Origin of the sequence: Halosimplex litoreum (assembly GCF_016065055.1) — an archaeon.
Lineage (GTDB): Archaea > Halobacteriota > Halobacteria > Halobacteriales > Haloarculaceae > Halosimplex > Halosimplex litoreum.
This window is the reverse complement of record NZ_CP065856.1, coordinates 1,471,379-1,494,872: the sequence shown is the minus strand read 5'-3', so window position 1 is coordinate 1,494,872 and position 23,494 is coordinate 1,471,379. Positions and strand designations below refer to the sequence as shown.

27 protein-coding genes are annotated in these 23,494 nt (G+C 69.5%); 12 read left to right on the top strand and 15 right to left on the bottom strand.

Going from position 1 to position 23,494, the window contains the following annotated elements:
* The first annotated feature begins 63 nt into the window (after nt 1-63).
* Together yciH and I7X12_RS07355 are read left to right on the top strand one after the other, a co-directional pair.
* Entirely contained in the window at nt 64-357 is a 294-nt protein-coding gene (gene yciH / locus I7X12_RS07360) for a stress response translation initiation inhibitor YciH (protein ID WP_198063192.1), read from the top strand.
* Between the two features lie 217 nt (nt 358-574).
* Entirely contained in the window at nt 575-1,108 is a 534-nt protein-coding gene (locus tag I7X12_RS07355; protein WP_198063191.1) for a hypothetical protein, read from the top strand.
* Nucleotides 1,109-1,271: 163 nt separating this feature from the next.
* On the opposite strand, the gene engB is transcribed toward I7X12_RS07355, so the two are convergent.
* A complete protein-coding gene (engB, locus tag I7X12_RS07350) occupies nt 1,272-1,889 on the bottom strand; it encodes a GTP-binding protein EngB (RefSeq protein WP_198063190.1) in 618 nt (205 codons plus the stop codon).
* 124 nt (nt 1,890-2,013) lie between these two features.
* Between engB and I7X12_RS07345 the strand changes: the two genes are divergently transcribed.
* Nucleotides 2,014-3,741, top strand: a complete 1,728-nt coding sequence (locus I7X12_RS07345) for a hypothetical protein (protein ID WP_198063189.1) — start codon at nt 2,014-2,016, stop codon at nt 3,739-3,741.
* Between the two features lie 59 nt (nt 3,742-3,800).
* Nucleotides 3,801-5,459, top strand: a complete 1,659-nt coding sequence (locus I7X12_RS07340) for an LVIVD repeat-containing protein (protein ID WP_198063188.1) — start codon at nt 3,801-3,803, stop codon at nt 5,457-5,459.
* A 3-nt stretch (nt 5,460-5,462) separates the two neighbouring features.
* Here I7X12_RS07340 and I7X12_RS07335 read toward each other — a convergent pair whose 3' ends face one another.
* The 3 genes from I7X12_RS07335 to I7X12_RS07325 all read right to left on the bottom strand — a co-directional run bounded on the left by I7X12_RS07335 (nt 5,463) and on the right by I7X12_RS07325 (nt 7,619).
* A complete protein-coding gene (locus I7X12_RS07335; protein ID WP_232343098.1) occupies nt 5,463-6,980 on the bottom strand; it encodes a DUF402 domain-containing protein in 1,518 nt (505 codons plus the stop codon).
* Nucleotides 6,977-7,351 carry a DUF7532 family protein gene (locus I7X12_RS07330; RefSeq protein WP_198063187.1) on the bottom strand — a complete coding sequence of 125 codons (375 nt, stop codon included), beginning with the start codon at nt 7,349-7,351 and terminating at the stop codon, nt 6,977-6,979. The genes I7X12_RS07335 and I7X12_RS07330 overlap by 4 nt, the downstream gene beginning before the upstream one ends.
* A gap of 109 nt (nt 7,352-7,460) precedes the next feature.
* Nucleotides 7,461-7,619, bottom strand: coding sequence for a preprotein translocase subunit Sec61beta (locus I7X12_RS07325; protein WP_006881971.1), 159 nt, complete (start codon nt 7,617-7,619; stop codon nt 7,461-7,463).
* 186 nt (nt 7,620-7,805) lie between these two features.
* Between I7X12_RS07325 and I7X12_RS07320 the strand changes: the two genes are divergently transcribed.
* Both I7X12_RS07320 and ribH read left to right on the top strand, forming a co-directional pair.
* On the top strand, nt 7,806-8,072 hold the full coding sequence (locus tag I7X12_RS07320) for a thioredoxin family protein (protein ID WP_006881970.1): 267 nt from the start codon (nt 7,806-7,808) through the stop codon (nt 8,070-8,072).
* A 123-nt stretch (nt 8,073-8,195) separates the two neighbouring features.
* Complete coding sequence (gene ribH, locus I7X12_RS07315) at nt 8,196-8,612, top strand: 6,7-dimethyl-8-ribityllumazine synthase (RefSeq protein WP_198063186.1); 417 nt, start codon at nt 8,196-8,198, stop codon at nt 8,610-8,612.
* Between the two features lie 15 nt (nt 8,613-8,627).
* Here ribH and npdG read toward each other — a convergent pair whose 3' ends face one another.
* The 6 genes from npdG to I7X12_RS07285 form a co-directional block, all read right to left on the bottom strand.
* Entirely contained in the window at nt 8,628-9,296 is a 669-nt protein-coding gene (gene npdG, locus I7X12_RS07310) for an NADPH-dependent F420 reductase (RefSeq protein WP_198063185.1), read from the bottom strand.
* A 110-nt stretch (nt 9,297-9,406) separates the two neighbouring features.
* Nucleotides 9,407-10,279, bottom strand: a complete 873-nt coding sequence (locus I7X12_RS07305; protein WP_198063184.1) for a TIGR01548 family HAD-type hydrolase — start codon at nt 10,277-10,279, stop codon at nt 9,407-9,409.
* Between the two features lie 102 nt (nt 10,280-10,381).
* Complete coding sequence (locus I7X12_RS07300; protein ID WP_198063183.1) at nt 10,382-11,038, bottom strand: helix-turn-helix domain-containing protein; 657 nt, start codon at nt 11,036-11,038, stop codon at nt 10,382-10,384.
* A 198-nt stretch (nt 11,039-11,236) separates the two neighbouring features.
* Nucleotides 11,237-12,001 (bottom strand): MFS transporter, encoded by a 765-nt coding sequence (locus I7X12_RS07295; protein ID WP_198063182.1) that lies wholly within the window; start codon nt 11,999-12,001, stop codon nt 11,237-11,239.
* Between the two features lie 102 nt (nt 12,002-12,103).
* Nucleotides 12,104-13,507 carry a 7,8-didemethyl-8-hydroxy-5-deazariboflavin synthase subunit CofH gene (gene cofH, locus I7X12_RS07290; RefSeq protein WP_198063181.1) on the bottom strand — a complete coding sequence of 468 codons (1,404 nt, stop codon included), beginning with the start codon at nt 13,505-13,507 and terminating at the stop codon, nt 12,104-12,106.
* A 108-nt stretch (nt 13,508-13,615) separates the two neighbouring features.
* Entirely contained in the window at nt 13,616-14,647 is a 1,032-nt protein-coding gene (locus tag I7X12_RS07285) for a sodium:calcium antiporter (protein ID WP_198063180.1), read from the bottom strand.
* Between the two features lie 131 nt (nt 14,648-14,778).
* Between I7X12_RS07285 and I7X12_RS07280 the strand changes: the two genes are divergently transcribed.
* The gene (locus I7X12_RS07280; protein ID WP_198063179.1) at nt 14,779-15,831 is read left to right on the top strand and encodes a phosphoribosylaminoimidazolesuccinocarboxamide synthase; all 1,053 of its coding nucleotides are present in this window, start codon (nt 14,779-14,781) and stop codon (nt 15,829-15,831) included.
* Nucleotides 15,832-15,879: 48 nt separating this feature from the next.
* A complete protein-coding gene (locus tag I7X12_RS07275) occupies nt 15,880-16,266 on the top strand; it encodes a CHY zinc finger protein (RefSeq protein WP_198063178.1) in 387 nt (128 codons plus the stop codon).
* A 179-nt stretch (nt 16,267-16,445) separates the two neighbouring features.
* On the opposite strand, the gene I7X12_RS07270 is transcribed toward I7X12_RS07275, so the two are convergent.
* A complete protein-coding gene (locus I7X12_RS07270; protein WP_198063177.1) occupies nt 16,446-17,438 on the bottom strand; it encodes a formyltetrahydrofolate deformylase in 993 nt (330 codons plus the stop codon).
* Between the two features lie 198 nt (nt 17,439-17,636).
* Between I7X12_RS07270 and I7X12_RS07265 the strand changes: the two genes are divergently transcribed.
* The 4 genes from I7X12_RS07265 (at nt 17,637) to purQ (ending at nt 20,319) form a co-directional block, all read left to right on the top strand.
* Entirely contained in the window at nt 17,637-18,602 is a 966-nt protein-coding gene (locus I7X12_RS07265) for a GAF domain-containing protein (RefSeq protein WP_198063176.1), read from the top strand.
* Nucleotides 18,599-19,261 carry a DUF7504 family protein gene (locus I7X12_RS07260; RefSeq protein ID WP_198063175.1) on the top strand — a complete coding sequence of 221 codons (663 nt, stop codon included), beginning with the start codon at nt 18,599-18,601 and terminating at the stop codon, nt 19,259-19,261. The genes I7X12_RS07265 and I7X12_RS07260 overlap by 4 nt, the downstream gene beginning before the upstream one ends.
* 132 nt (nt 19,262-19,393) lie before the next feature.
* Complete coding sequence (purS, locus tag I7X12_RS07255; protein ID WP_198063174.1) at nt 19,394-19,645, top strand: phosphoribosylformylglycinamidine synthase subunit PurS; 252 nt, start codon at nt 19,394-19,396, stop codon at nt 19,643-19,645.
* Nucleotides 19,642-20,319, top strand: a complete 678-nt coding sequence (purQ, locus tag I7X12_RS07250) for a phosphoribosylformylglycinamidine synthase I (RefSeq protein ID WP_198063173.1) — start codon at nt 19,642-19,644, stop codon at nt 20,317-20,319. The genes purS and purQ overlap by 4 nt, the downstream gene beginning before the upstream one ends.
* A gap of 36 nt (nt 20,320-20,355) precedes the next feature.
* Here purQ and I7X12_RS07245 read toward each other — a convergent pair whose 3' ends face one another.
* The 4 genes from I7X12_RS07245 to I7X12_RS07230 form a co-directional block, all read right to left on the bottom strand.
* Complete coding sequence (locus I7X12_RS07245) at nt 20,356-20,541, bottom strand: hypothetical protein (protein ID WP_198063172.1); 186 nt, start codon at nt 20,539-20,541, stop codon at nt 20,356-20,358.
* Nucleotides 20,542-20,598: 57 nt separating this feature from the next.
* Nucleotides 20,599-21,174 carry an NUDIX hydrolase gene (locus I7X12_RS07240; protein WP_198063171.1) on the bottom strand — a complete coding sequence of 192 codons (576 nt, stop codon included), beginning with the start codon at nt 21,172-21,174 and terminating at the stop codon, nt 20,599-20,601.
* A gap of 321 nt (nt 21,175-21,495) precedes the next feature.
* Complete coding sequence (locus tag I7X12_RS07235) at nt 21,496-22,587, bottom strand: archaeosine biosynthesis radical SAM protein RaSEA (RefSeq protein ID WP_198063170.1); 1,092 nt, start codon at nt 22,585-22,587, stop codon at nt 21,496-21,498.
* Between the two features lie 139 nt (nt 22,588-22,726).
* The gene (locus tag I7X12_RS07230; RefSeq protein ID WP_198063169.1) at nt 22,727-23,383 is read right to left on the bottom strand and encodes a rubrerythrin family protein; all 657 of its coding nucleotides are present in this window, start codon (nt 23,381-23,383) and stop codon (nt 22,727-22,729) included.
* Nucleotides 23,384-23,494 lie beyond the last annotated feature (111 nt).

Genomic DNA, 23,494 nt, shown 5'->3' with positions numbered 1-23,494 from the left:
CGAGTACGCCGCACGACCTCAGCCACAGCCCGTCAACCACCGCGACCGAACGCGCGGGTCAGTATGTCTGAGGTCTGCTCCACGTGTGGACTGCCCCAGGAGCTCTGCGTCTGCGAGGACGTGGCCAAGGACTCCCAGGAGATCAGCGTCCGCATCGACGAGCGCAGATACGGGAAAGAGGTAACGATCATCGAGGGATTCGACCCGAAGGACGTCGACATGAGTAGCCTCTCGTCGGACCTGAAGTCGAAGTTCGCCTGCGGGGGGACCGTCGAGGACGGCGCCATCGAGCTCCAGGGTAACCACACTGGACGCGTCGAGGACTTCCTTCGAGACAAGGGCTTCAACGTCGCCTAACCCCCCCTCGTGGTCTCGTAATCGCGGACGGATAGCACGTTTTGGCCCGTCTCTCGGGTCCGATCGTTTTCACACCGCCGAGTCGTCGCTGAACTGCGAGCGACAGTGCCCCTGTCTCGACGGCACGTCTCGCCTCACCACTCCGCTCGCGTGCCTATCGTTCAAAGAGTTTTTTCGTCTCACACAGTCATTTGCGTAGACGAGACAGAGATAGAATATGAACCGTAGGGAGTTGCTTGTCGCTACCTGTGCATCGATGGCCGGAGTTGCTGGTTGTTCAAGTGATGCAACGGGGCCGGGGACTTCCACCGTCACACCGACGCTACTCTCCAAGTACGATTGCCCACCACACGATTCATATTCAGAGGCCGCTGTCTGCTCACATACTGTCGAGACAGGGTCTGCGAGCGCCTCTCTCCGCCCATCACAAACTACGGTGGACGCGTCAACGGGAACGGTTGAACTGACGCTTCACAACGAATCGTCGACCGAACTGGAGTTCAACCCATACCAGTGGTCCATAATGAAGAGATCGTCCGCTGGATGGTACCCGATTGAGAAACGCTCATCTGGTAATGGACAACTGACGCTCTCGCCCGGTGAAACGCATACGTGGACTTTTGGAGAAGTCGTGGATTTCATCAACGAGGAAGCAACTGTGGACACAGGAACGTACACAGCAGGTATCAACGTCCCAAACCCCAACGGTCCAGACTGGATACGATGTATCGCGCTATTCCGTCTCGTCTGAATTATCTACAGACTGTACTGAGCATCCGCGCGCCGTAGGCGCGCGGTTCTACGCGGACGAGGACGAAGGCCGAGTCCGCGCTTTTTCACCCATGTTTTTGCCGTCCGGGTTCCCCGCAGGCGCGCGAAGCGCGCCGAGGAAACCCGGACGGCAAAAAGATGGTTTAGAAGAACTGGAAGAGGTCGTCGCGCTCGGCCTCGTGGAGGTGGTGGCGGACGGCCTCGGTCATGGGCTCGATGGACCCGCGCTTGGCGGAGATGGGGGCGACCGTCTCCTGCCACTGCTTCCAGGGCGGGTAGAGGCCGAGGCGGTCGCAGAGCTCGTCCAGTCGCTCGTCGCGGTCGTCGACCTTGTCCATCTTGTTGACGGCGACGACGACGGGGACGTCGACGTCCCGCAGGAAGTGGAACATCTCCACGTCGTAGGGAACCTCGTCGGGGCCGGAGTGGCGGTCGATGATGTCGACGGCGGCCTTGCCGTCGACGACGAGGACGGCGGTCAGAATTTTGTCGGCGTTGTCCTCGATGTAGCGGACGATGTCGGTCTTGGTCTGTTCACGCACGTCTTCGGGGACGCCCTCCATGAAGCCGAAGCCGGGCAGATCGGTGAGCACGAAGTCGGGGCCGGCCCAGTCGAAGTGGTTGGGCGAGCGAGTGACGCCCGGGCGCTGGCCGGTGTCGAAGGTGTGGCCGGTGAGCTCGCGCATGAGCGTCGACTTGCCGACGTTGGACCGGCCGACGAGGACGACCTCGGCGTCGCGGTCCGGACGTGACTCGAACATGGGAACCCGTACAGCGGGCGTGTGGAAAAGGAACGCGTTCGAGCGCGGCCGGCGGAGGATCGGAGCGGTCGCCGACCGTTCCGATCAGCAAACCTAAACGACAGCCGCCCGGAGAATGGGGTGCATGCGCCGCCGTGAATACCTCCGTTCCGCAGTCGGCGCTGCCGGTCTCGCAGGGATCGCGGGAAGCGCCCTGACCGCCGCCGGCAGCGACGACGACGCATCGCCCTCCTCCCAGACGACCGCGACGCCGACGGCGACAGCGCCGGTGAGCGACACGGCGACCGCCGACGGCGACGGCTTCGAGCCGCTGGCCCGCCTCGACGTGTCCAACGGGCAGGCCGGCTACCAGACCACCGAGGCGGTGATGGAGCCCTCTGGCCGGTACGCCTTCGCCTCGCGGATCGACGGCTTCTACGTCGTCGACTGCGCCGACCCCGAGAACCCCGAAGTGGTCGGGACCTACACCGGGATCACCGGCTCGGGCGGCCGCTCGATCACGGGCTTCTACGACATCAAGTACAACCGGGGTCGACTGATGCTGGCGACCTCGCGAGCGGCCGGTTCGTTCCGCGGGATCGCCATCTACGACGTGTCCGACCCGACCGACCCGCGGCCGATGAAGACCTACGAGACGACCTACACGATCCACAACTCCGATCTGCACGGCGAGTACGCCTACCTGACCGACGGGCGCGAACTCGACGTCGTCCACGTGGCGCCCGACGAGCCCGAGTCGGTCGCGCGGTGGTCCCCTGCCGACTACGACGCGGGGTACGCCGAGCTATCGGGGAACCTGGTGAACCTCCACGATATGTACGTTCAGGACGAGCGGGCGTACCTGGCCTACTGGGACGCCGGCGGGTGGATCCTCGACGTGTCCGACCCCGCGAATCCCGAGTACGTCGGCCACGGGTCGGAGTACTCCCTCTCGGAGCTACAGGACGTGAGCGGGAGCGAGACGATCGAGTACGCACTCGAACCGGAGGGCAACGCCCACTACGTCCAGCCCGACGACGACGGCGACCTGCTCGCGGTCGGCGGCGAGAGCTGGAACATCGAAAGCGGCGTCGACGACGACGAGTCCGCCGAGGCGGACTTGGGCGGCCCCAGCGGGATCGTCCTCTACGACATCACCGACCCCGCCAGCCCCGAGCGGCTGACGGAGATCGAGCCGCCCGCACCGCCCGAGGGCGAGACCGCCCGCCGCAACGGCGGCTTCTGGACCACATCGCACAACTTCGAGATCGTCGGCGACTACTGCTACTCGTCGTGGTACCGCGGTGGCGTGAAGGTCCACGACATCTCCGACCCGGCGAACCCGGAGGAGCTGGCCCACTGGATGGACGGCGACCGCGCGAGCGTCTGGACGGCGCAGGTCGGCGTCCCCGGCGACTTCTTTATCGCGACGAGCTTCCGACACCCGACCGAGCGAGGCGGCCCGGGCGGGTTCTACACCTTCCCGGACCCCACCGACAACGGTGCGACGGTGACGCCCTCCGGCGCCGAGGTCGACCTGCCGACTGGCACCGCTCGACCGGTCGAGACGACGACGTCGGCGGGGACGGCGGCGCCGACCGACGCCCCCACCGACTCGCCGACCGCCACCGCGACGCCGACGAGCCAGCCGACGGGGACCGCCACGCCCACCGACGCGCCGACGGCCACCAGCGGGATGGCCGGCGAGACCGCGACCGCCAGCGGGACGGCGAGCGACACCGCTACCGACGACCCGGCCGCCGGAGCCACCGACACCACCAGCGGCGACGGGGCCGGCCTGGGCGTGCTGTCCGGGCTGGCGGCGCTGGGTATCGGCGCCTGGCGGTTCGGCGAGCGCGACGACGATGAGTGACCGCAGAGCAAGTCGGTCCCACCGGGAAACTGATACCCGTCGACCGCTAGACCGATGACGTGCATCGCCGCCAGTTCCTCCGGGCGGTCGCGGGGACCGCCGCGCTCTCGACGGCCGCCGCTCTGACGGTCCGCGACGGCGACGCTCGCTCTCCCGAGTCGGGTGCGAGCGACGCTGCGAACGCGACCGCCGCGAACGTCGACTCGACCGCGACGGGCACGCCATCCGGGACGCCGACACCGACGCCGACGGAGGCGGTCGCGACCCCCACCACCGGCTACGAACCGATAGGGAGCGTCGCCGTCGAGGGCGCGACGGAGGCGGTCCTGACGCCCGACGGCGAGACGGCGTTCGTCGCGGTCGGCGACGGCTTCGCCGTCCTCGACCTGCGCGACCCGGCGAACCCGACGGTCGTCGCGAGCGAGCGAGGTATCTCGCCGCCGGGCACGACCCGGCGCATGGGCGGGGTCCGGGACGTGAAGTACGACGACGGGCGCCTGCTCGTCGGCGGTCCGGCGGGCTACGACCCCGACAGCTTCTACGGTATCGCGCTGTTCGACGTGTCCGACCCGACGGCCCCGGCGTTCTTGCGAGCCTACGAGACGGCCTATCCGGTTCACAACTGCGACCTCGCGGGCGCGTACGCCTACCTCACCCGGAGCGACCGCGAGGCCAACCCGCTGCTCGTCGTGGACGTGAGTCGCGAGGCGCCCCGCGAGGTCGCCCGCTGGTCGGTGCTCGACCACGACCCGGTCTGGCAGTCGGTCCCACGGCCGCTGCGGACGCTCCACGACGTGTTCGTCCGCGACGGCTTCGCCTATCTCGCCTACTGGGACGCGGGGACGTGGGTCCTCGACGTGTCCGACCCTACCGACCCGGAGTACGTCGCCGACGTGCGCGAACGCGACCCCGAGACGCTGGCCGACCTGGACGGGCTGGCGGTCGCCCGCGAGAGCTCGGAACCGCCCGGCAACGACCACTACGCCGCGACCGATCCGGACGGTTCGCTGCTCGCGGTCGGCAAGGAGAGCTGGAACTCCAACTTCGGGAAGGAGGGCACCACGCCCGGCCCCGGCGACCCCGGCGGTCCGAGCGGGATCGCCATCTACGACGTCGCCGACCCCCGCTCGCCGGAGCATCTCTCGACGATCGACCCGCCGCCGACGGCCGATTCCAACATCAACGGCGTCCGGACGACCGCGCACAACTTCGAACTCGCCGCCGGGCACCTGTACTCGTCGTGGTACCGCGGCGGCGTGGCCGTCCACGACCTGTCGGACCCGGCCGAGCCCGAGCGAGTGCGGTACTTTCGGCGGTCCTCGGCGACGAACTTCTGGACGGCTCGGCTCGCCGCGCCCGGCGGCGCGGTCGTCGCCACCAGCTTCGAGGACCCGTCCGCCCTCGACGCACCCGCGAGGGTCTACACGTTCCCGGACGTGCCCCGGGCGACGCCGACACCCACTCCCCGGCCGACCGACGCGACCACCGTCCCGACCGGGTCGGGCGGTCGACCGGCGACGGAAACGGCCAGCGGTGATGGGGGCGGCGACGGTCGCGGGAACGACGGCGGTGACGGGATCGGGACCGACGCGACCGAGGCGAGTGACGCGACCGCCGGCGACGGCCCGGGGTTCGGCCCCGCCGCGGCGCTCGCCGGACTCGGGATCGGCGCGTGGCGGCTGCTCGGCGGCGAGGGTTCGGCGGAAGAGCGTGGTTGACCCTCAGAGCGCGTTCTCGACGGCGGCGGCGACGCTTCGGGCCTTCTCCGCGAGGGCTTCGGGGACGTGGCCGGCCGCGACGGCGGCGTCGAGTTCGTCGTCGTCGACCCGCTGGACGCGCCCGTCGGCGTGTTTGACCACGTCGACGTGCAGGTCGACGTAGCGGACCACCGATGGGAACACCTCGACCGGGGTGCAGATATTGACGTACGTGCCGCGCTTCTCGCCGTCGTCGCCGCGGTAGACGGTGGGGTACCACCACTTGCCCTCGGTGAGCTTCGTGACGGCCACGTCGCCGGCCTGCTGGTCGACGCCCAGGGCGTCGTAGGTACCGCGGCCGGACATCTGACGCTCGACGACGACGGTGCCGTCGGCGTCCCGACGGGTGACCTCGCCACTGCCCAGCGAGAACATGCGGCCGTCGGGCTTGCCGTGGTCGATGCGGACGCTGTCGCCCGCCATCGGGCCGAACTGTCTGGTCACGGCGTCGAACGGGAACTCCGTCTCGCCGCCGGTTCCGGCGCCGGGACAGACCGCTTCCACGAAGTCGACGGCGGCGCTCGCGCCGTTGGTCGCGGCCTTCGTGCGGTGGTGGCCGGGCATCGTCCCCGTTACGTCGCGCCGGCGGTCGTCGAGGCCGAACCGCGACTCGCGGCCGAACCAGAGCCAGACCGTCGCCTCGCCGGGCCAGTAGCAGTGCGGTGCGGCGTCGTCGGGGTCCGGTGCGTCGTCGAACGCGGCGTCGAGCCCCGTCGCCCGTTCGGTGACCGCTTCGAGAGCGTCGCCGAGTTCGTCCAGCCCCGCGTCGTCGGCCGCCCGGTCCCAGTCGATCCCCCAGCCCTCGGGCGGGTCGACGGGGAGCAGGTCGGCCAGTTCCGGGCCGTTGCCGCCGGGCGAGGAACCGCGGACGAGCGTCGCCAGCCCGGCCTGGACGCGGACGGTCGTGTCCAGCACCGGCCGGCCCGACCCCCACGGCTCGGCGGGTTCGTTCACCTGAACGCGAAGTCGGTCGCCCGCCTCGACGTGGGCCGCCGTCTTCGAATAGGGGAGAAAGCCCTCCGGGTCGGTGCCGGCGACCGACGGGAGCGAGTCACCGTCGGATCCCGACCGGTCCTCGCCGACGGCGTCGCCGCCGAGTTCGACGACCGCACCGCTGCCGAGCGTCTCGGTCACCTCGCCGGCGTAGACTGCGCCCCGCGGCGTCGGATCGCGCCAGGCCAGCGCGTCCGTACCGACCCCGCGACCCGCGTCGAGCGCCGCCGCGACCGCCGCCGTGTCGCCGACGATCCCGACCCCCTGCCGGTCGTCCGTCGTCGAGACCGCGGCACCGGCGGGCGCGACCGCGAACGCGTCGTCGAAGCGGTCGCGGATCGGCGGCGACGCCTGGACGACGGACAGTCCCTCGTCCTCGAACAGCCGCGTCAGCGCCGTCGTGTAGATGCCTCGGACCCGGACGGTCGGTGCGGCGTCGCCGCTCGCGCTCGCCTCGCCGCCGACGTCGGCCCCGTCGTCGCCGCTCATAGCGCGTCTCGGTCGGCCGCGAAGCGGACCCGGTCGTCGACGGTCGGTCCGAGCGACAGTTCGACCACGTCGTCGGAGAGGACCCGACCCCCTTCGACGGGGACGCCCCAGGTGTCGAACCGCAGATACCCGCGGATGTCGTCGGCGTGGGTGAACAGATCGAGGTACTCGACGGCGTGTTCGGGGAACTGTTCGGCCGAGTGGGCCTGGTCCATGTCGGAGTAGACGGTGTCGCGGTCGGTGAAGAACGTTTCGAGGTCGGCGGCGGCCTCGCCGGTCGCCTCGACGACGCGCTCGGAGGCGGCCCGGATCTCATCGGTCGAGAGGCCGGCCTCGCGGAGCGCCGCCTGCGTCCGCTGGTCGAAGTGCATACCCGCGGGTTCACGGGCGGGCCTTGAAAACGTCGCGGTCACGGCTGACGACGGTGGTTCGCAGCCGTCACCAGTGGCAGTCGTCCGTCGACTCGGCGCGGCGCCCCGCTCAGAGCGTCGCCCGGAGGACGAGCACGAGGAACCCGAACATGGCGCCGAAGGCGATGACCGTCTTCGGGTCGATACGGATGGCGTTGCGGTCTTCGGCGTCGAAATACCGGACCAGGCCCGCGCTGGACATCAGTCCGCCGCCGTCGTTGCTGCTCATACCTCTCTCTCCCACTCCCGCCCGCGTAAGCCTTTCGTCCTGACCCCGCACCTCGGGCGGCTCGCGTCGACGGCACACGGACCGCCATCGGCGCCGCCGAAGCTGTCACTCGTGCGACCGTCGGGGCGGCCGATCGGCGGTAGTGGAAACCCTTATCTCTCCGGATTCGCAATTTTCGGTGAACCTATGACAGTCACGCTCAAGGACTTCTACGCCGACTGGTGTGGCCCCTGCAAGACCCAGGACCCGATCCTGGACGACCTCGAAGAGGAGTACGGCGAGGTGGACTTCGAGAAGATCAACGTCGACGAGGAGCAAGACGTCGCCAACGAGTACCACGTCCGCTCGCTGCCGACCCTCATCGTTGAGAACGACGACGGTATCGTCGAGCGATTCGTCGGCGTCACCCAGGCCGACGACATCGAGGACGCGCTCAACCAGGCCTCCGCGTAGTCTGCCCTTCCTGATCTCCGCTTCTCGAACGCGCCGAGCGACAGCGGTAGCGACGCGGCCGCCACCCACCGTCTCAATTTCGAGAACGAAAACGAATTTCAAACGCTACGACGGACGACGGCCATGGTCACGCTCGGACTCGTCGTCGCGGAGTTCTACGAGGAACTCGCGGCGGCGATGGAGGCACAGGCGCGGACGAACGCCGACCGGCGCGACGCCGAGGTCGCCGAACGGGTGGCCGTTCCCGGCGTCTACGACGCGCCGCTGGCGGCCGACCGGCTCGCCCGCCGGGACGATATCGACGCGGTGGTCGTGTTGGGCGTCGTGATCACGGGCGATACCGACCACGACCGAGTGGTCACGCACACGGCCGCACGGCAGTTGAGCGCCGTGAGCGTCGACCGCGATACCCCCGTCACGTTCGGGGTTCAGGGGCCGAACATGAGCGCGGCGGAGGCTCGCGCTCGGATCGAGAAGGGCGCCCGAGCGGTCGACGCGGCCGTCGATCTGGTCGAGGCGTTGCCCGAGACGGTCGAGTAGCGAACTGGTCCGCCGTCAGTGGAACTTCACGCCCACGTCGTGCATCCCCTCGTTGTTCATCGCGATGTTGATCAGCAGGGGCGTCAGGCCCTCGATCTCGGCGGCGTTGGCGATGCCGCCGGCGGAGACCGCGCGCAGGCCCTCGACGCCTTCGGCCAGCGCCGAGACGGTGTCGACGGCGTCCTCGTCGTCGCCGACGACGAGCGTGTCCACGTCCAGCTCGGCGTCGAGGTTCGCGAGGCGGTCGGCGGCGAGGTTGTGGAACGCGCCGACGACGGCCACGTCGTCCGGTGCGGCGCCGGCCGCCAGCGCGGTGACGCTGCCAGCACCGGGTCTGTTGTAGTGCATCCCCTCCTCGTCGCGTTTCATGCCCACGGCGGGCGAGACGAGCACGTCGCCGGCGTCGAGTTCGTCGGCGACGGCCTCGATCGTGTCCGTGAGGTGGTACGCGGGGACTGCGGCGACGACCACGTCGGCGCGGGCTGCGGCCGCGGCGTTCTCGGCGCCGTCGATATCGCTCTCGACGCCGCGGCTGTCGAGTTCGGTCGCGTACTCCTCGGCCTTCTCGTCGGCCCGTTCGGCGTCCCGTGAACCGACGACCACGGTGTGGGACGTGTGGTACGCCCAGCGCAGCGCCAGTCCCTCACCGATGTCGCCAGTTCCGCCGAGTAGTGCGATGTCCATAGCGGACTCTGGGCCGAGATCAGGATAAGGGTTAGCGATTCGGCGAGTGCGGCGGGGTGCTACCGACCGCGGGCCGCCGAGACCGGTCGCGTTCGGCCCCCGCCGCCGAGTCAGTCGCCGTCGAGCAACGCGGGCAGGTCGTTGACGGAGTCGACCACCGCGGTCGCGCCGGCCCGTTCGTACTTCCGACGCCCCGCCTCGCCAGTCAGCCCGCCGGTGAGGACGCCGACGCCGCGATACGTTCGGTCTGGGTCCTCGTCGGCGGCGTTGACCGCCGTCTCGATGTCGTCGAGCGTGTCGCCGACGAACACCACGGAATCGGCGTCGAAGCGCTCGGCGAGGGTCACCAGCGCCCGCGGGTGCGGTTTGCCCTCCTCCCAGTCGTCCATCGTGAAGCGGTGCTCGTCGGGCACGTCGAGTCCGACCCGGCCCAGGGCGACGTCGGCTTCGGGCGCGGGGCGGCCCGTCAGCACGCCCACGTCGTAGCGCGCGTCGAGGGCCGCGGTCGTCTCGCCGTCGAGGATGACCGGTTCGTCTCGGATGTACCCCGGCGTGTCCAGTTCGGGCTCGGCGCCTTCGAACTCGCGGTAGCGGTCGCTCCCGAGGTACAGCTGCTGGAACACCTGCCGGAGGCGGTCGGGGTCCCACTCGTTCATGACGCGTTCGCGCGCCGCGGGACCCAGCGCGTCGAGGACGACCGTCTCGGCCGCCGAGACGCCTCCGCCCGTGGCTGCCACTCGGTCGGTGAACGACGAGAGCGAGAGCGCGAGCCCCTCATCACGCGCCAGCACGTACAGCGCGGCGGCGTACGTGAGCTCCCAGTCGTTGTTGAAGCCGCCAGCGTCCTTGAACTGCTGGATATCGGCTTTTTCGATGGTGTCGCCGTAGACACGGGACACCGACTCGACGATCGCCCGGCGGTAGGAGTCGGCCACGTCGACGAGCACGCCGTCGACGTCGAGCACGACCGCGTCCGCGTTCATCGGTGTCTCCGGGAAAGCGCTCCTGGCAAAAGTCCGTTCCGACTCGAGAGAGCGCGCGACCGGAGTGGAGAGTCCGATGTGTTCGCACGGACGGCGCTTCCGCTACTCGCCGGCGACGAACCCGGAGAAGACGCGCGACTCGATCTTCCGGAGGTGTTCGCCGACGGTCGCGGGCGACACTCCGAGTTCGGCGGCCAGGTCGTCGTGGGTCACCTCGCGGGGGTTCTCGTAGTAGCCGGCTCGCACTGCGGTCGAGAGCACTTCGCGTTGGCGGGCGGTCAGGCGGCCGAACAGCTGGCGGACGCCCGGGTCGTACGCGCCGGTCTCGACCACTTCGACGCTGACCTCCTCGGGGACGCCGTCGAACGCGCCGACGAACGCGCTGGCGTCCCCGACGAGCGTGACCACGGTCGCGCCGTCCGGTTCGGACTCGATCGGCATCTCGACGATCAGCTCCGAACTACGCCGGTACTGCATGAGTCGCCGTATCAGGTCGTCCAGCTCGAAGTGGGTGTAGGCGAACCCCCGGTCGGCGCCCGTCGTCGTGTACTCGATGACGTACGGCGACTCGCCGAGGACCTCGCTGTAGCGGTCGAGCCCCGACCGGATCTCGGACAGCGAGACGCCGGTGTCGCCGTCGATCAGCTCCAGCTGGTGGATCGGGCCGGTGGTGACCGCCGGCTCGTCGGCCACCGCCGCGCCCAGCGGGTGGAACGCGTCGCCCTCCGCGTGGGTCACCCGAACGGTCACGTAGCGCATACCGACCACAGGGGGCCGCGACGGAAAACGCCTACGTATAAATCTACCTCGTATGACTGGCAACAGGAATAGGCCGGACGCGTCCGTATCGACTGGTGCTGGACGGGCACGGTCACGGCGACCCCGGGCGCTCGTCCCACGTCGCCCTGAATCTCCTTCCCTCTCCCGGGGCCGTCGTTCCCTCGCTGACGCCGCCGCTCACCCGCGGTCGGCCGTCTCGTACTCGCGCTCGTGACCCCGCTCGCCAGCCGCGGCGTCGTCGCGATCGCTCCGGCCACCGTTCCCGTCGGCGACACTGTCGTTCCGGTCGATGGCGTCGGCGTCCGCCTCGTCACCGCCGAGTTCGAGCGTGAGCGGACGGGCGATCCGTCGGACCAGCCCGGCGACCTGGGCCGCCATCCCGCCGTCGTCGAGATCGACGGCGCGGAACGCGCTGCCCTCGCGGACGACGACGCCCCGGGACTGGAGTTTCGCGACGGCGGCGTCGATAGACTCGTCGTCGGCGTCGAGCGCCTCGGACAGCTCGCGGCGCGTTCGTGGGCCGTCTTCGAGTACCTCCCGAACCCGCCGGCCGACGTAGTCGTGATACACCTCGCGGCCGGTGGGCTGGTCCTCGGTCGCACCCTCGTGGCGGACCGTCTGGACGGCGTCGAGGACGAACCAGGCGCCGACCAGCAGGAAGGCGACCGGGAACGCGACGACGCTCGGATCCGACAGGGCCATCGCGGCGCCGCCGATCAGCGCGTACACGCCGAACCCCGCGTTTCTGACCGACCGGCGCACGTCGTACACGTCGGTGACGAGTTCGGTCAGTCCGAATATCGCCATCGAGACGGTCGTCGTCACGAACTGCGCGGGGGCGGGGTCGAGCAGATGATAGAGCACGGCGCCGGCGACGAGCCACTGGGCGACCGCCCGGAGCGTCACCTGTTCCCGGAGCGCTTCGCGGAGGGTCTCTGCCATCGCGGTCGTGTTCGCCCACCGAACGGATAGTCCCGTCGGAGCGCCGGGCTCGCCGCTTTCGACTCCGGCGATCGCTCGTGCGGTAGCGCCGCCCGCTCCCGGTCAGTCGTCCGCGCCCGCCTGGTCGCTCGCGGGCTCGCCTAGCCACTCGGGGTCGACCAGCGGCGTCCCGTCGGCCTTCGGTCCCAGTTCGGGGCCGTGCGGGCCGGCGTCGGGGTCGATCCGGCGGCGCTGGCGGTAGTCCGTCGAGCGCTCTACCGGGACCCGGCCGATGGCGTCGATCATCTCGACGTACTCCTCGAACGAGCGCACCTCGCCGTAGGCCCCGCCCGCTCGCTTGGTGATCTCCTCGCTCAGGATGGTGCCCATGAAGTCGTCGGCGCCACAGGAGAGCATCTTCAGCCCTCCCTCGTCACCGTATTTCACCCACGAGGACTGGATGTGCTCGACGTTGTCGAGGAACAGTCGCGAGACGGCGACTAGCAGCTCGTCCTCGTCGGTCGTCGCCCCGGCATCGACCATCCCCTCCTCGTACAGCGGGGTCTCCCGGTGGACAAAGGAGAGGGGGACGAACTCGGTGATCGCGCCCGTCCGCTCCTGTAGCTCGCGGATGCGCTGCAGATGAAGCGCGCGGTGCATCTCGTTTTCGACGTGACCGTACATGATCGTCGCGGTCACGTCGAGGCCGACCGACGCCGCCGCCTCCATCGCCTCGAGCCACTCGTCGGTCCCGATCTTCCCGGGACAGATCACCTCGCGCACCTCGTCGACGAGGATCTCCGCCGCGGTCCCGGGGACCGAGTCCAGCCCCGCCGCTTGCAGCCGGCCGTACACTTCCTCGTAGGACCAGTCGGTGCCGCGACGGCCGTGGTAGGCCTCCTCGGGCGTCATCGAGTGGACGTGGACGCCGCCGACGCTCATGGCTTCGATCTGCTCGCAGTAGGTGCCCGGGTCAACGTCGTACTCCTCGGGCGGGCGGTAGTTCAGGTCGCCGCGGTCGCTCGCTTCCAGGATCGCCCGGTGTTCGTCGTCGAGCGCGAACGCCGGATGGAGGCCCGACACGGAGGTGACCTCGTAGATGCCGCGGTCGACGGCTTCGCGGACGATCTCCCGTGATTCTGCGGGCCGCTTGGTGAACCCGCCGTGGGCCTCGTCGGTGGCCGAGCGGAACTGCTCGGAGCGGTCCTTGAAGTTACAGAACAGGCAGCCGGTGTTGCAAGCGGTGGTGACGTTGTTGTTGAGGTTGGCGACGAAGGTGACTTCCTCGCCGACGACCTCGGCGCGCCGACGGTCGGCGGCTTCGAGGACGAGTTCCTTGCGCCGACGGTCGATCCCGTCGCGTTCGGTGCCCGTGGTCAGTAACTCGACGCCGTCGTCGACGGTAAGCCGGTCGCCCGCCCGCGCCTTCGCCAGCGCGTTCTCGAACGACAGGTCGGTCTCGGGGACGTGCTCGAAGTCGAACTCCCCGCGCGGCACGTTGGTCCGCGGCGCGGCGTCGTCTGCCATTGCACGTTCTCACTGTTGCCAGCGGCATAAGCGGCCGGGAACCGGCCCATGGGCCCGCCGTCCGTGACGACGGGCGACCGTGACGACTCGGTGGCGCCCCGTCGTCGCTCACCCGACGACGCCAGGGAGGAAGGTGACGACCCTCGAGACCTCTTCCAGCACGACCCAGCCGACGAACAGCGCGTACGCGAGCAACAGGGCGGCCGACTCGGGGGTCGACAGTGCGAGGTCCGTCCGGAGGAAGGTGAAGAGGAGGACCGTGGCCAGCGTCAACACCGCGAACAACGGCACGGCGAGTTCGAAGTTGAACGACCACGTGCCCACGATGAGCACCCCCACCGGGATAGCCACGAGCAGGTCGAAGGTGTTCGACCCGAGCACGTTCGCCAGCGACGCCACCCCGCGGTCGTCGCGGGCGGCGCGGATGCTGACGAGCGCGTCGGGCAGGCTCGTCGCCGCGGCGGCGACGGTCGCGCCCATGATGAACTCGCCGATACCGACGGCCGCCCCGATCGCCTCGACCGCCGCGACGAGCTCGTGGACGGCCACGAGGATCACGGCGAGCCCAGCGAGCAGGTACCCCCACTGTCGCCGGGCGTCGATGCCCACGGCGTCGTCGGGGTCGGCCTCGTGGTCGGCGGTGTCCTGGGCCTGGATGAAGATGTACAGCCCGTACAGCGCCAGCGGGATGACCGCGAGGTAGCGCCGCATCTCGCCGGTGATGAACTCCGTCCCCCCGACGGGGTGGTAGATGACCGCCATCGCGAAGGTGATCACCAGCGCCGATACCGCGAGCATGTAGAACTGCGCTTCCTTGTAGACGAGCGTTCGGTTGGCCTCGATGTCCTCGGCCGTCGAGATACCCGCCACCGCGGGGATCACGAGAACGTTGAAGATCGCCGAGCCGACGATCGCACCGGTCCCGAGTCCGAGCGCCCCACCGAGCGCCGAGACGACGACCGTCGCCAGCTCGGGGAAACTCGACCCGACCGCCGCGACCACCGACCCCTGGACGACCTGTGGCAACCCGTAGTACGCCGAGAGCCGCTCGCTCGCCGACTCCAGCCAGGAACTGCCGATCCAGACGGCTCCGGTCGTGACGAGAACGATCCCGACAGCCAGCCCGACGGATTCGACCATCGAACCCAACTGCAGACCCGACGCGCATAGGCGTTTGGACCGCGGACGGGCCGCCGCGTCGAACCGCGGCGCGAGGGTCGGTCGGCCCCGAGTGAGAAACGACTTTGCCGCGGGCGCGAGAGACTCCGCCAATGACCTCTGTCAAGGAGTTCCGGGTGGACGAGCCCGCCACTGCCGACGACCTGGGCCGCGGCGCGTTCGTCTTCACCGACGACTACTCGGTGTTCGACTGGGGGAAGATGCCCGACGAGATCCCCGACAAGGGCGCCTCGCTGTGCACGATGGGCGCGTGCAACTTCGAGTTGCTCGAATCCGAGGGCGTCCCCACCCACTACGAGGGCGTCGCTACCGACGCCACCGACGGGGCAGTCTCGCTGGACGAGGCCCTCGATTCCGGCGCGGCGCCCCGCGAGATGGTCATCGAGCTCACGCAGGTGCCCGACCTGCCGTTCGAGGGCGACGAGAGCGACGACCCCAGCGGCTACGACTACGACGCCTACCACGCCGAGGCCGGCGAGAACTATCTCGTCCCCCTGGAGATCGTCTTTCGCAACCGCGTGCCCGTCGGCTCCTCGCTCCGCAAACGCACCGACCCGGCCGACCACGGCCTCGACCTCGACGCCTGGCCCGACGAGGCCGTCGACCTCGAGGACCCCGTCGTCGAATTCTCCACCAAGTACGAGGAGCAGGACCGCTATCTCTCCCGCGCGGAGGCCGACCGCATCGCCGGCACCGCCGCCGTCGACGCCCTCGAATCGGTCGCCCGCGAGGTCGACCGGGTCGTCACCGACCACGCCGAAGACGCCGGTCTGACCCACGAGGACGGCAAGATCGAGTGTCTGTACTACGAGGGCGAGATCCGCGTCGCCGACGTGGTCGGCACCTTCGACGAGAACCGGTTCTCCTACGGCGACCAGCAGGTCTCGAAGGAGGTCGTCCGACAGTACCACAAGCGCACCCAGCCCGAGTGGGTCGAGGCGGTCTCCGCGGCCAAGGCCGAGGCCGACGAGCGCGGCGTCGCCGACTGGAAGTCCCTCTGTGACCACCGGCCCGAACCGCTCGACGACCGCGTGATCGAAGCCGCCCGTGACCTCTACTGCGCCGGTACCAACGCCTACGTCGGCCGCGACGCCTTCGACGCGCCGTCGCTCGAGGCCGCCGTCGTGACCGTCGGGGACCTCTGAGGACCGGACGGGTCGACCGATGACGCCGAGATCCGTACGAACCGACCGATGAGGACGGACCCGGACTCGAAGCGGCGGACGACACGTCCGCCCGAGACCGACGACCGGTTCGCCGCCCCGATCCGCGGGGCCGCCATCGACGCGGAGACGCGTTGCGGTCACTACGACGACGCGGTCGACGTGGTCGCTATCCGTTTTTCCTGCTGTGACTGCTACTACCCCTGTTTCCGGTGTCACGACGCCGTCACCGACCACGACGCCGAACGGATCTCCCGCGACGCGTTCGACGAGCCGTCGGTGCTCTGTGGTGTCTGCGGCGCGACGCTCTCCGTCCGAGCGTACCTCGACTGCGAGGACACCTGTCCGGCCTGCGACGCGGCGTTCAACCCCGGTTGCCGTCGCCACCGGGACCGCTACTTCGCGGTCGGGGAGTGAGTACGGGCGGCTCTCGGATTCGAGGACTGGACGCCGCCCGACTCCGTAGCTTCAAGTCCGGTGAGGGGACCAACGGGTCCCGTGACCTGAGTGCCGTCGCGGGGCGTTCCGCGGGAGCGCGACACGCCGCCCCGCGAGCCGTTGTGTCGCCTGTTCGCCACGAGCGGTCGACCGTGCCGTCAGTCGTCGGCTTCGGCCTCGGGCTCGTCGTCGTCCTGTCCAGCGACGAACTCACCGAGGCCGTCGATCGGCCGGTCGGGGTTAGCCTGGTCCAGATCCCGGGGCGCGCCCAGTTGCGCGTCGGTGTCCTCGGGGTCACGTAGCTTCGTCCGTCCGCGGTGGACGGTCACCTCGTCGGTGAGGTGCAGGTCGATGGCCTCCAGCAGCGCTTCGGCCTCCAGCGGCTGGCCGATCTCCTGGAGCTCCTCTTCGGTCGCGTCGTCGGGGACGTTGAACGCCCGTTGGGTGATGACCGGGCCCTGATCGAGGTCCGTGGTCACGTAGTGGGCGGTGACGCCCGCGATGCGGACGCCCTCCTCGATGGCTTGCATGTACGCCGACGCGCCGGGGAACGCGGGCAACAGCGACGGGTGGACGTTGATGATGCGGTCCTCGTAGCGGAAGACGACGTCCGGACTGAGGATGCGCATGTACCGCGCCAGCACGACCAGGTCGGTGTCGTACTCCGCGAGCAACTCGAGCAGTTCGCCCTCGTCGGGCGTGCCCTTCTCGTCGCCGATGTCGTGGAAGGGCACGTCGTACTTCTCGGCGAGCGGTTCCAGATCGGAGTGGTTGCCGATGACGACCTCCACGTCGGCGCCGAGGTTGCCGCTGGCCCACGCCTCGAAGATCGCCTCCAGGCAGTGGGATTCCTTGGTGACGAGGACGGCGATCTGCTGGGTCTCGCGGTCGGCGGGGAACCGAACTTGCACGTCGACGCCCAGGTCGTCGCCGAGGTCGTGGAGGTTCTCCCGCAGGGTCTCCTCCTTGACGATCATCTCAGAGGTGTCGACCCGCATGGTCATGCGGAAGACGCCCTCTCGGACCGCCTGGTCGAGGTCTTCGATGTTGATGTTTCGCTCGAAGAGCGTCGAGGTGATCTCCGCGATGAGCCCCGTGTCGTCGTCGCCGACGACGACGATTTCGGTCAGGTCGCTGGTCACGGCGACCACCGTCGGGACGCCGGCGATCGGGTGTGCGAACGGACAGTCATCGGATAGCGCTGACGGGCGTCTGTGCCTAAAGCGTTCTCGTCCCGCGCGGCCAGTTCCCACGGGTCGGTCCGGTCTACCCCGATCACTCGCTATCAACGCAGGATCACGTACGCAGAGAATTATTACGGTGGAGTCGAAAGGAAGTACAGAGACGGAATGCGTGAACTGACTGTGTTGTGCGCCGACGCCGACGAGGCCGAACTCGAAGCCACGCGGGTGGCGCTCGTCGACGACGGCGAAGTCGCGGTGACCCCGGTGGGGTCGGTCGCCGCGGCGAGCGACGCCCTCAGGGCCGAGGGCGCCGACTGCGTCGTCACGGCCTACGACCTCCCGGACGGGACCGGACTCGACGTGGCGGCGCGGGTTCGGGAGACGACGCCCGACACGCCCTGTATTCTCTTCACCGACGCGTCCCCCGACCGTATCGATACCGTCGACCGCGAGGACGTCGTCGTCGAGTACCTCCCGCGGGACATGCCCAACGCCCGCGAGGCGCTGGCACGGATGGTCGGCAACCTCGTCCAGGGGCGGACGCAGGTGGGCTACCCGCTCCCGACGCGGGAGGACGAGCGTCTCGCCGCGCTCGAACAGTACGACCGACCCGGCATGGAGGCCGCCGACGCGTTCGACCGGCTGACGACGCTCGCGCGGACGCACTTCGGCGTCGACGTGGCGTTCGTCGGCGTGATCGACGCCCACGAGGAGCGCTTTCTCGCCTGTGCCGGCGCCTCCTGGGAGACGCTGGCCCGCGAGGACTCGATGTGTACCCACACGATCCTCCGGGACGACCTGATGGTCGTCGAGGACACCCACGCCGACGATCGCTTCGCCGATAACGACCGCCTCGACGAACTCGACATCCGCGCCTACGCCGGCGTGCCCTTGGAGACCCCTCGGGGTGCGACGATCGGCGCGTTCTGTCTGACCCACGACGAGCCGCGGGCGTTCGCCGAGGCGGAACTGGCCGACCTGCGGCGATTCGCCGACGAGGCGATGGACCTGCTCGAACTGCGCCGCCAGCTCAACGAGTGCCAGGACGAACGCGACGCCGATGGTGACGGTCGCGGCGTGACCGAACACGTGGGGGCAGACGCCGGCGAGACCGGCGGTGATGACGCGTGAGCCTGCAGGAGCCGACCTACACGTTCGAGGGCCTCCCGCTCGAGGGCGTCGGGCGCGGGACGAACATCCTCGTCACCGGCCCGGCGCTGGGGGGTATCCGCGAGCTGACGATGCGGATGCTCCTGCGGCGCCACTCCCGGGAGGGCGCGCTGTTCATCGCGGCCGACGTCGACGGTCGCGAGACGCTGACGGACTACGAGGCCCTGGGCGGCGACCTGGACTTCGCGCGAGTCGGCGCCGTCGACTGCACGGAAAACGGCGTGGACGACGACGAGCACAACGTCCACGCGGTCGGGAGCCCCGCCGACCTGACCGGCACCGGCATCGAGTTCTCCTCGCTGTACGAGCGGATCCACGCCAACGGCGCCAGCCAGGTCCGGACCGGCGTGTACACGCTCTCGCCGTTCGTCGTCTACGCGCCCGCCAAGTCCGTGTTCCGCTTCGTCCACACGCTGACGGGTCGCATCCGAACCGCCGACGGCCTCGGCGTCTGCGCGATCGATCCCAGCGCCGTCGACGATCAGACGCTCTCGTCGATCGCCCAGGCGTTCGACGGCAAGGTCGAACTCCGCGAGGTCGACGGCCAGCGCGCCATCCGGGTCCGCGGGCTCCCCGACCAGCCCGACGACTGGCAGCCCGTCGAATTCGAAACCGCCTGACTCGCGCGACCGGACCCGGCCGCGGGCTTCGAGACCGTCGACCGGCCGCGCGGTCCGGGCGACCCGTCGGGCGCGCGGTCCCGACCGAGGCGAGTCAAAACCGTTTTCTCCCGGCGCCGCCGCCACTCAGGTATGACCCCCTACACCGCGACGGTCGAGGTCCGCCTGAAACACGGCGTGCTCGACCCCGAGGCGGAGACGACCGGGCGCGCGCTCGAACGGCTCGGGTTCGAACTCGAGGACCTGCGGGCCGCCGACCTGTTCGAGCTCGATCTGGACGCCGAGTCGGCGGACGACGCCGCCGAGCGCGCCGGCGAGATGGCCGAGCGGCTCCTCGCCAACCCGACCATCCACGACTACGAGGTTACCGTCGAGGAACGATGACCGTCGCAGTCGTGCAGTTCGGCGGGTCCAACTGCGACCGGGACACCGTCCAGGCCCTCGCTCATCTGGACATCGACGCCGAACTCGTCTGGCACGAGGACGGCCTGCCGGCGGACACCACCGGCGTCGTCCTGCCCGGCGGCTTCTCCTACGGCGACTACCTGCGAGCCGGCGCCATGGCCGCCCGCTCGCCGATCGTGAACGAGGTACGCGACGCCGCCGACTCTGGCACGCCCGTCCTCGGCATCTGCAACGGTGCCCAGATCGGCTGCGAGTCGTCGCTCACGCCCGGCGCGTTCACCACCAACGAGAGCGCCCGCTTCCAGTGCGAGCGCGTCGCCCTCCGCGTCGAGAACGCCGACACGCCGTGGACCGAGGGCTTCGACGAGGGCGAAGTCGTCGAGTTCCCCATCGCCCACGGCGAGGGCCGCTACGAGATCGACGACGACCGCCTCGACGAACTCGAAGCCGACGATCGGGTCCTGTTTCGCTACTGTGACGAAGACGGCGAGGCGACTCCCGAGGCGAATCCCAACGGCTCGAAACACAGCGTCGCGGGCGTCCTCGGCGACCGGGACTCCGTCGCCGTCCTGATGCCCCACCCCGAGCGGGTCTCGCTGCCCGATATCGGCCACACCGACGGTCAGGGCGTCCTCCGCGCGTTCGGCGACTAGCGACGCGCATCCGGGCCCGCTCGGCTCCCGGCTCCGTCAGGAGTCCCGCTCCTCCCGCAGTCGCTCGACCTCCGCTTCCAGTTCCTCCACCCGTTCGTCGGTCCCGGAGTCGGTGACTCGGCGGACGAGGTAGACGACCCCGCCGACGACGCCCGCGAGGATGGCGAAATTCAGCGCGATGATGAACAGTTCCGTGAGTCCGGGGATCAGGAGGGGGACCATACCCGACTATCTGTTCGCCGGAGGATTTGTGTCTTTGGAATGACACAGACAGATCGGCTACCGGCCACGGAGTTCCCGGGCGCGTTCGTACACCGCGTCGGTGTGGTCGGGGTTGAACACGTCGTCTGGCAGCGATTCGAGCCACGCCGCCTCGGTGATCGTCTCGTCGGGGTCGCCCAGGTCGCCGTCGGCCACCGCGGAGTCGGTGGCGCGACACAGGAAGTGGACGAACGCCATCTCGACGCGACGGTCGACGCCGTCCTCGCACACCACGACGCTCTCGTCGACGCCGACGGGTCGCACGGGCTCGACGGCGACCCCGGTCTCCTCACGCACCTCCCGGACGACCGCGTCGTCCAGCCTCTCGCCGTCCTCGACGGCGCCGCCGGGGAGCGTCCACTCCGTCGGATACGCCTCGTTGCGGATGGCGAGCAGCCGCTCGCCGTCGTCGGACTGCGTTCGACTGCCCGAGGTGCTCCGCGCCTCGCCGTCGAGGACGACGCCTGCGACGCCCCATCCCGACCCAAACACCTCCGCGTCGCGCAAGTCGTCGAACCGCTCGGCGTCGACCTCGTGCCGTTCGCGGCGGACCACCAGGTCGTCGTACCGCTCGCGCGGGTCGGTCCGGTCCATGCGCCGCCAGTTGCTCGTCACGGCCGATAATCCCGTCGGACGCGGGACGCCCGTACGGTCGTCGGTCGGGACCCTCCGACCGTCGTCGCCACTGGGGGAGTGTCGGAAAGGATGGGGGAACGTAGGGGCTGGAGCGTGTGACAGTCGGGGTCTCCAGGGCCCCTACGACGACGTTGATCGTAGACGCATAAAAACCCACGGCAACCGGAGTGAAAGTGTAATCGCATGACCTTGCGGCGTCGAACCGTGTCAACGACCCGCTTGCGGTCGTGATACGGGGGGAGTGTTTCGGGTCGAACGGGTCGGGGAAACCGGTCGGCGCTATCGGGCCAGCGGCAGGGAGTAACTGCGTTCGCGCTCGACGACCGCGTCCCACGTGCGCTCGCAGTCGCAGGAGACCTGGTCGAAGACGCTCGGGTCCTGGCGCTGGTCGAAGTCCTTGATCGCGCGCTGGACGCGGTCGTCGCAGTCGCCGCAGTTGTGCGGGCCGCGCTCGGAGCCGTGGCCGACGGGGTCGGAGACGACGATGCCGTCGACGTCGGCGGTCGATTCGAGCACGTCGGCTACCGACCAGAGCCACGGCGGCCGATAGCCGCCCTCGTGGTACAGGTCCTCGACCATCGTGTAGCGCTGGACGTTGCAGGGGTTCATCGAGACGGTGTGACATCCCTCGACGTCGAGACAGCGCCGCACCGACCGCTTCATGTCTTCGACGGCTTCGCCCTCCGAGAGGAAGGGCGGCTTCATCAGGAGGTAGGCCTTGACCCCGCCGCCGTCGACGGCGCCGGCTTCCGCGCAGGCGTCCTCGAAGTCGGCAAAGTCGAAGTACTTGTTGACGCAGTCGCGTCGGACGCGGTCGGTGGCGGTCTCCAGCCCGATGGCCACGTCGCAGTCCAGACCCTGCTCGGTGAACTCGCGGATCTTCTCGCGGTCGACGAAGTCCGGCAGCGATTCGACGACCATCCGATCCCGGTCGCCGAAGGTGTCGGCGATGGCCTGGCGGGTCTCCGCGGGCACCTCCCGCTCGTCGAGGAACGAGCCGGAGGTGTAGATCTTGATCAGGTCGGCGCCGTCGCCGCGGAGGTCCTCGGCGTGCTCGCGCTCGTGTTCGAGGCAGGCGTCGATCTGTGCCATCAGGTCCTCGTGGGCGACGGAGCCACCGTCGACGGATTCGGCGACGTAGCCACACATCGTGCAGCCGCCGGCGCGGGCCCAGCGACAGCCGCCGGTGTTGAGGATGATGGTGAGCGAGTCGACGAAGCCGTCGGGGGTGTTGTCCTCGTCGAGCCAGACCCGCGTGGGCTCGCGCGGGTCGTAGCTGGCGTCGTTGCGCGAGCGCACCTCGCGCATCACCTTGTTGTGGGCGTCCATCCCCTTGCCCTGCTCGTAGACGTCGGGGCTCGGCTGGCTCATTGCCCCGTCCTATCCGGTCGGGCGATAAAACGTCGGCGGTCACAGATTTTGCGGTTTGAAATCTGTGAGCACGAACGCCGACGGACTTCCGACGGTCACGGCCTTCCGTTCACGCCGACGCGCCGCTCGAACGGCCGGTTCAACAGACCGGCTTCGGGTCGATACCCATCGACTCGAGCGCGTTCGCGTACGCCTCGTAGGCCGCCTCGACCACGCGCTCGGCCGCTCGCTGGGCGCGCTCCCAGTCGGCGTCGGTCTCACAGACCGAATCGAGCAGCTCGACCCCTTCGTCGAGCCGGTCCTGTGCGTCGGTCCGAAGCGCGCGTGCCAGGTCCGCCCGACCCCCGTCGGCCTCGTTGACGAAGAAGTTGACCGCCTGCAACAGCGTCCGGTCGGCGACTAGCGGTCGGCCGACGAACGCGGCCGCGATACGCTCGACCGTCCCGTCGACGTCGACCAGCGTGGCGTGTAGCGGCGCGTCGGTCCCGTCGACAGTCGCCGCGGCGTCGGTGGCGTCGTCCGACAGTTCGGCCAGCGAGTCGACCACGCGGCCGAACTGTGCGGCTTCGGCCTCGGCCGCCGTCTCGAAGGCCGACGCCGCGTCGCCCGTCTCCGCTTCGGCCCACCGCGAGAGGGTCTCCCGGCCGCTGGCGGCCGATTCCGCGACCGACCGTAACACCGGCACCCGTTCGAGGTCGGCGTCGGTCGCGGCGATGAGGTACTTGTCCGACCCGAGCCGATCGAGTTCCGTCGCCTGTGCCTCCCGGACCGTCTCGAGGAGTTCCTGACCGTTCATATCTCCTCCGTTGGGTCGCCGGACGTGTATACCCCCGGTCGGTGCGGTCGAAGGCGACCACCGGCGGGTCGACGCGTCGGCGACCTTTATATCGGCGGCCCGCGTCGTCCC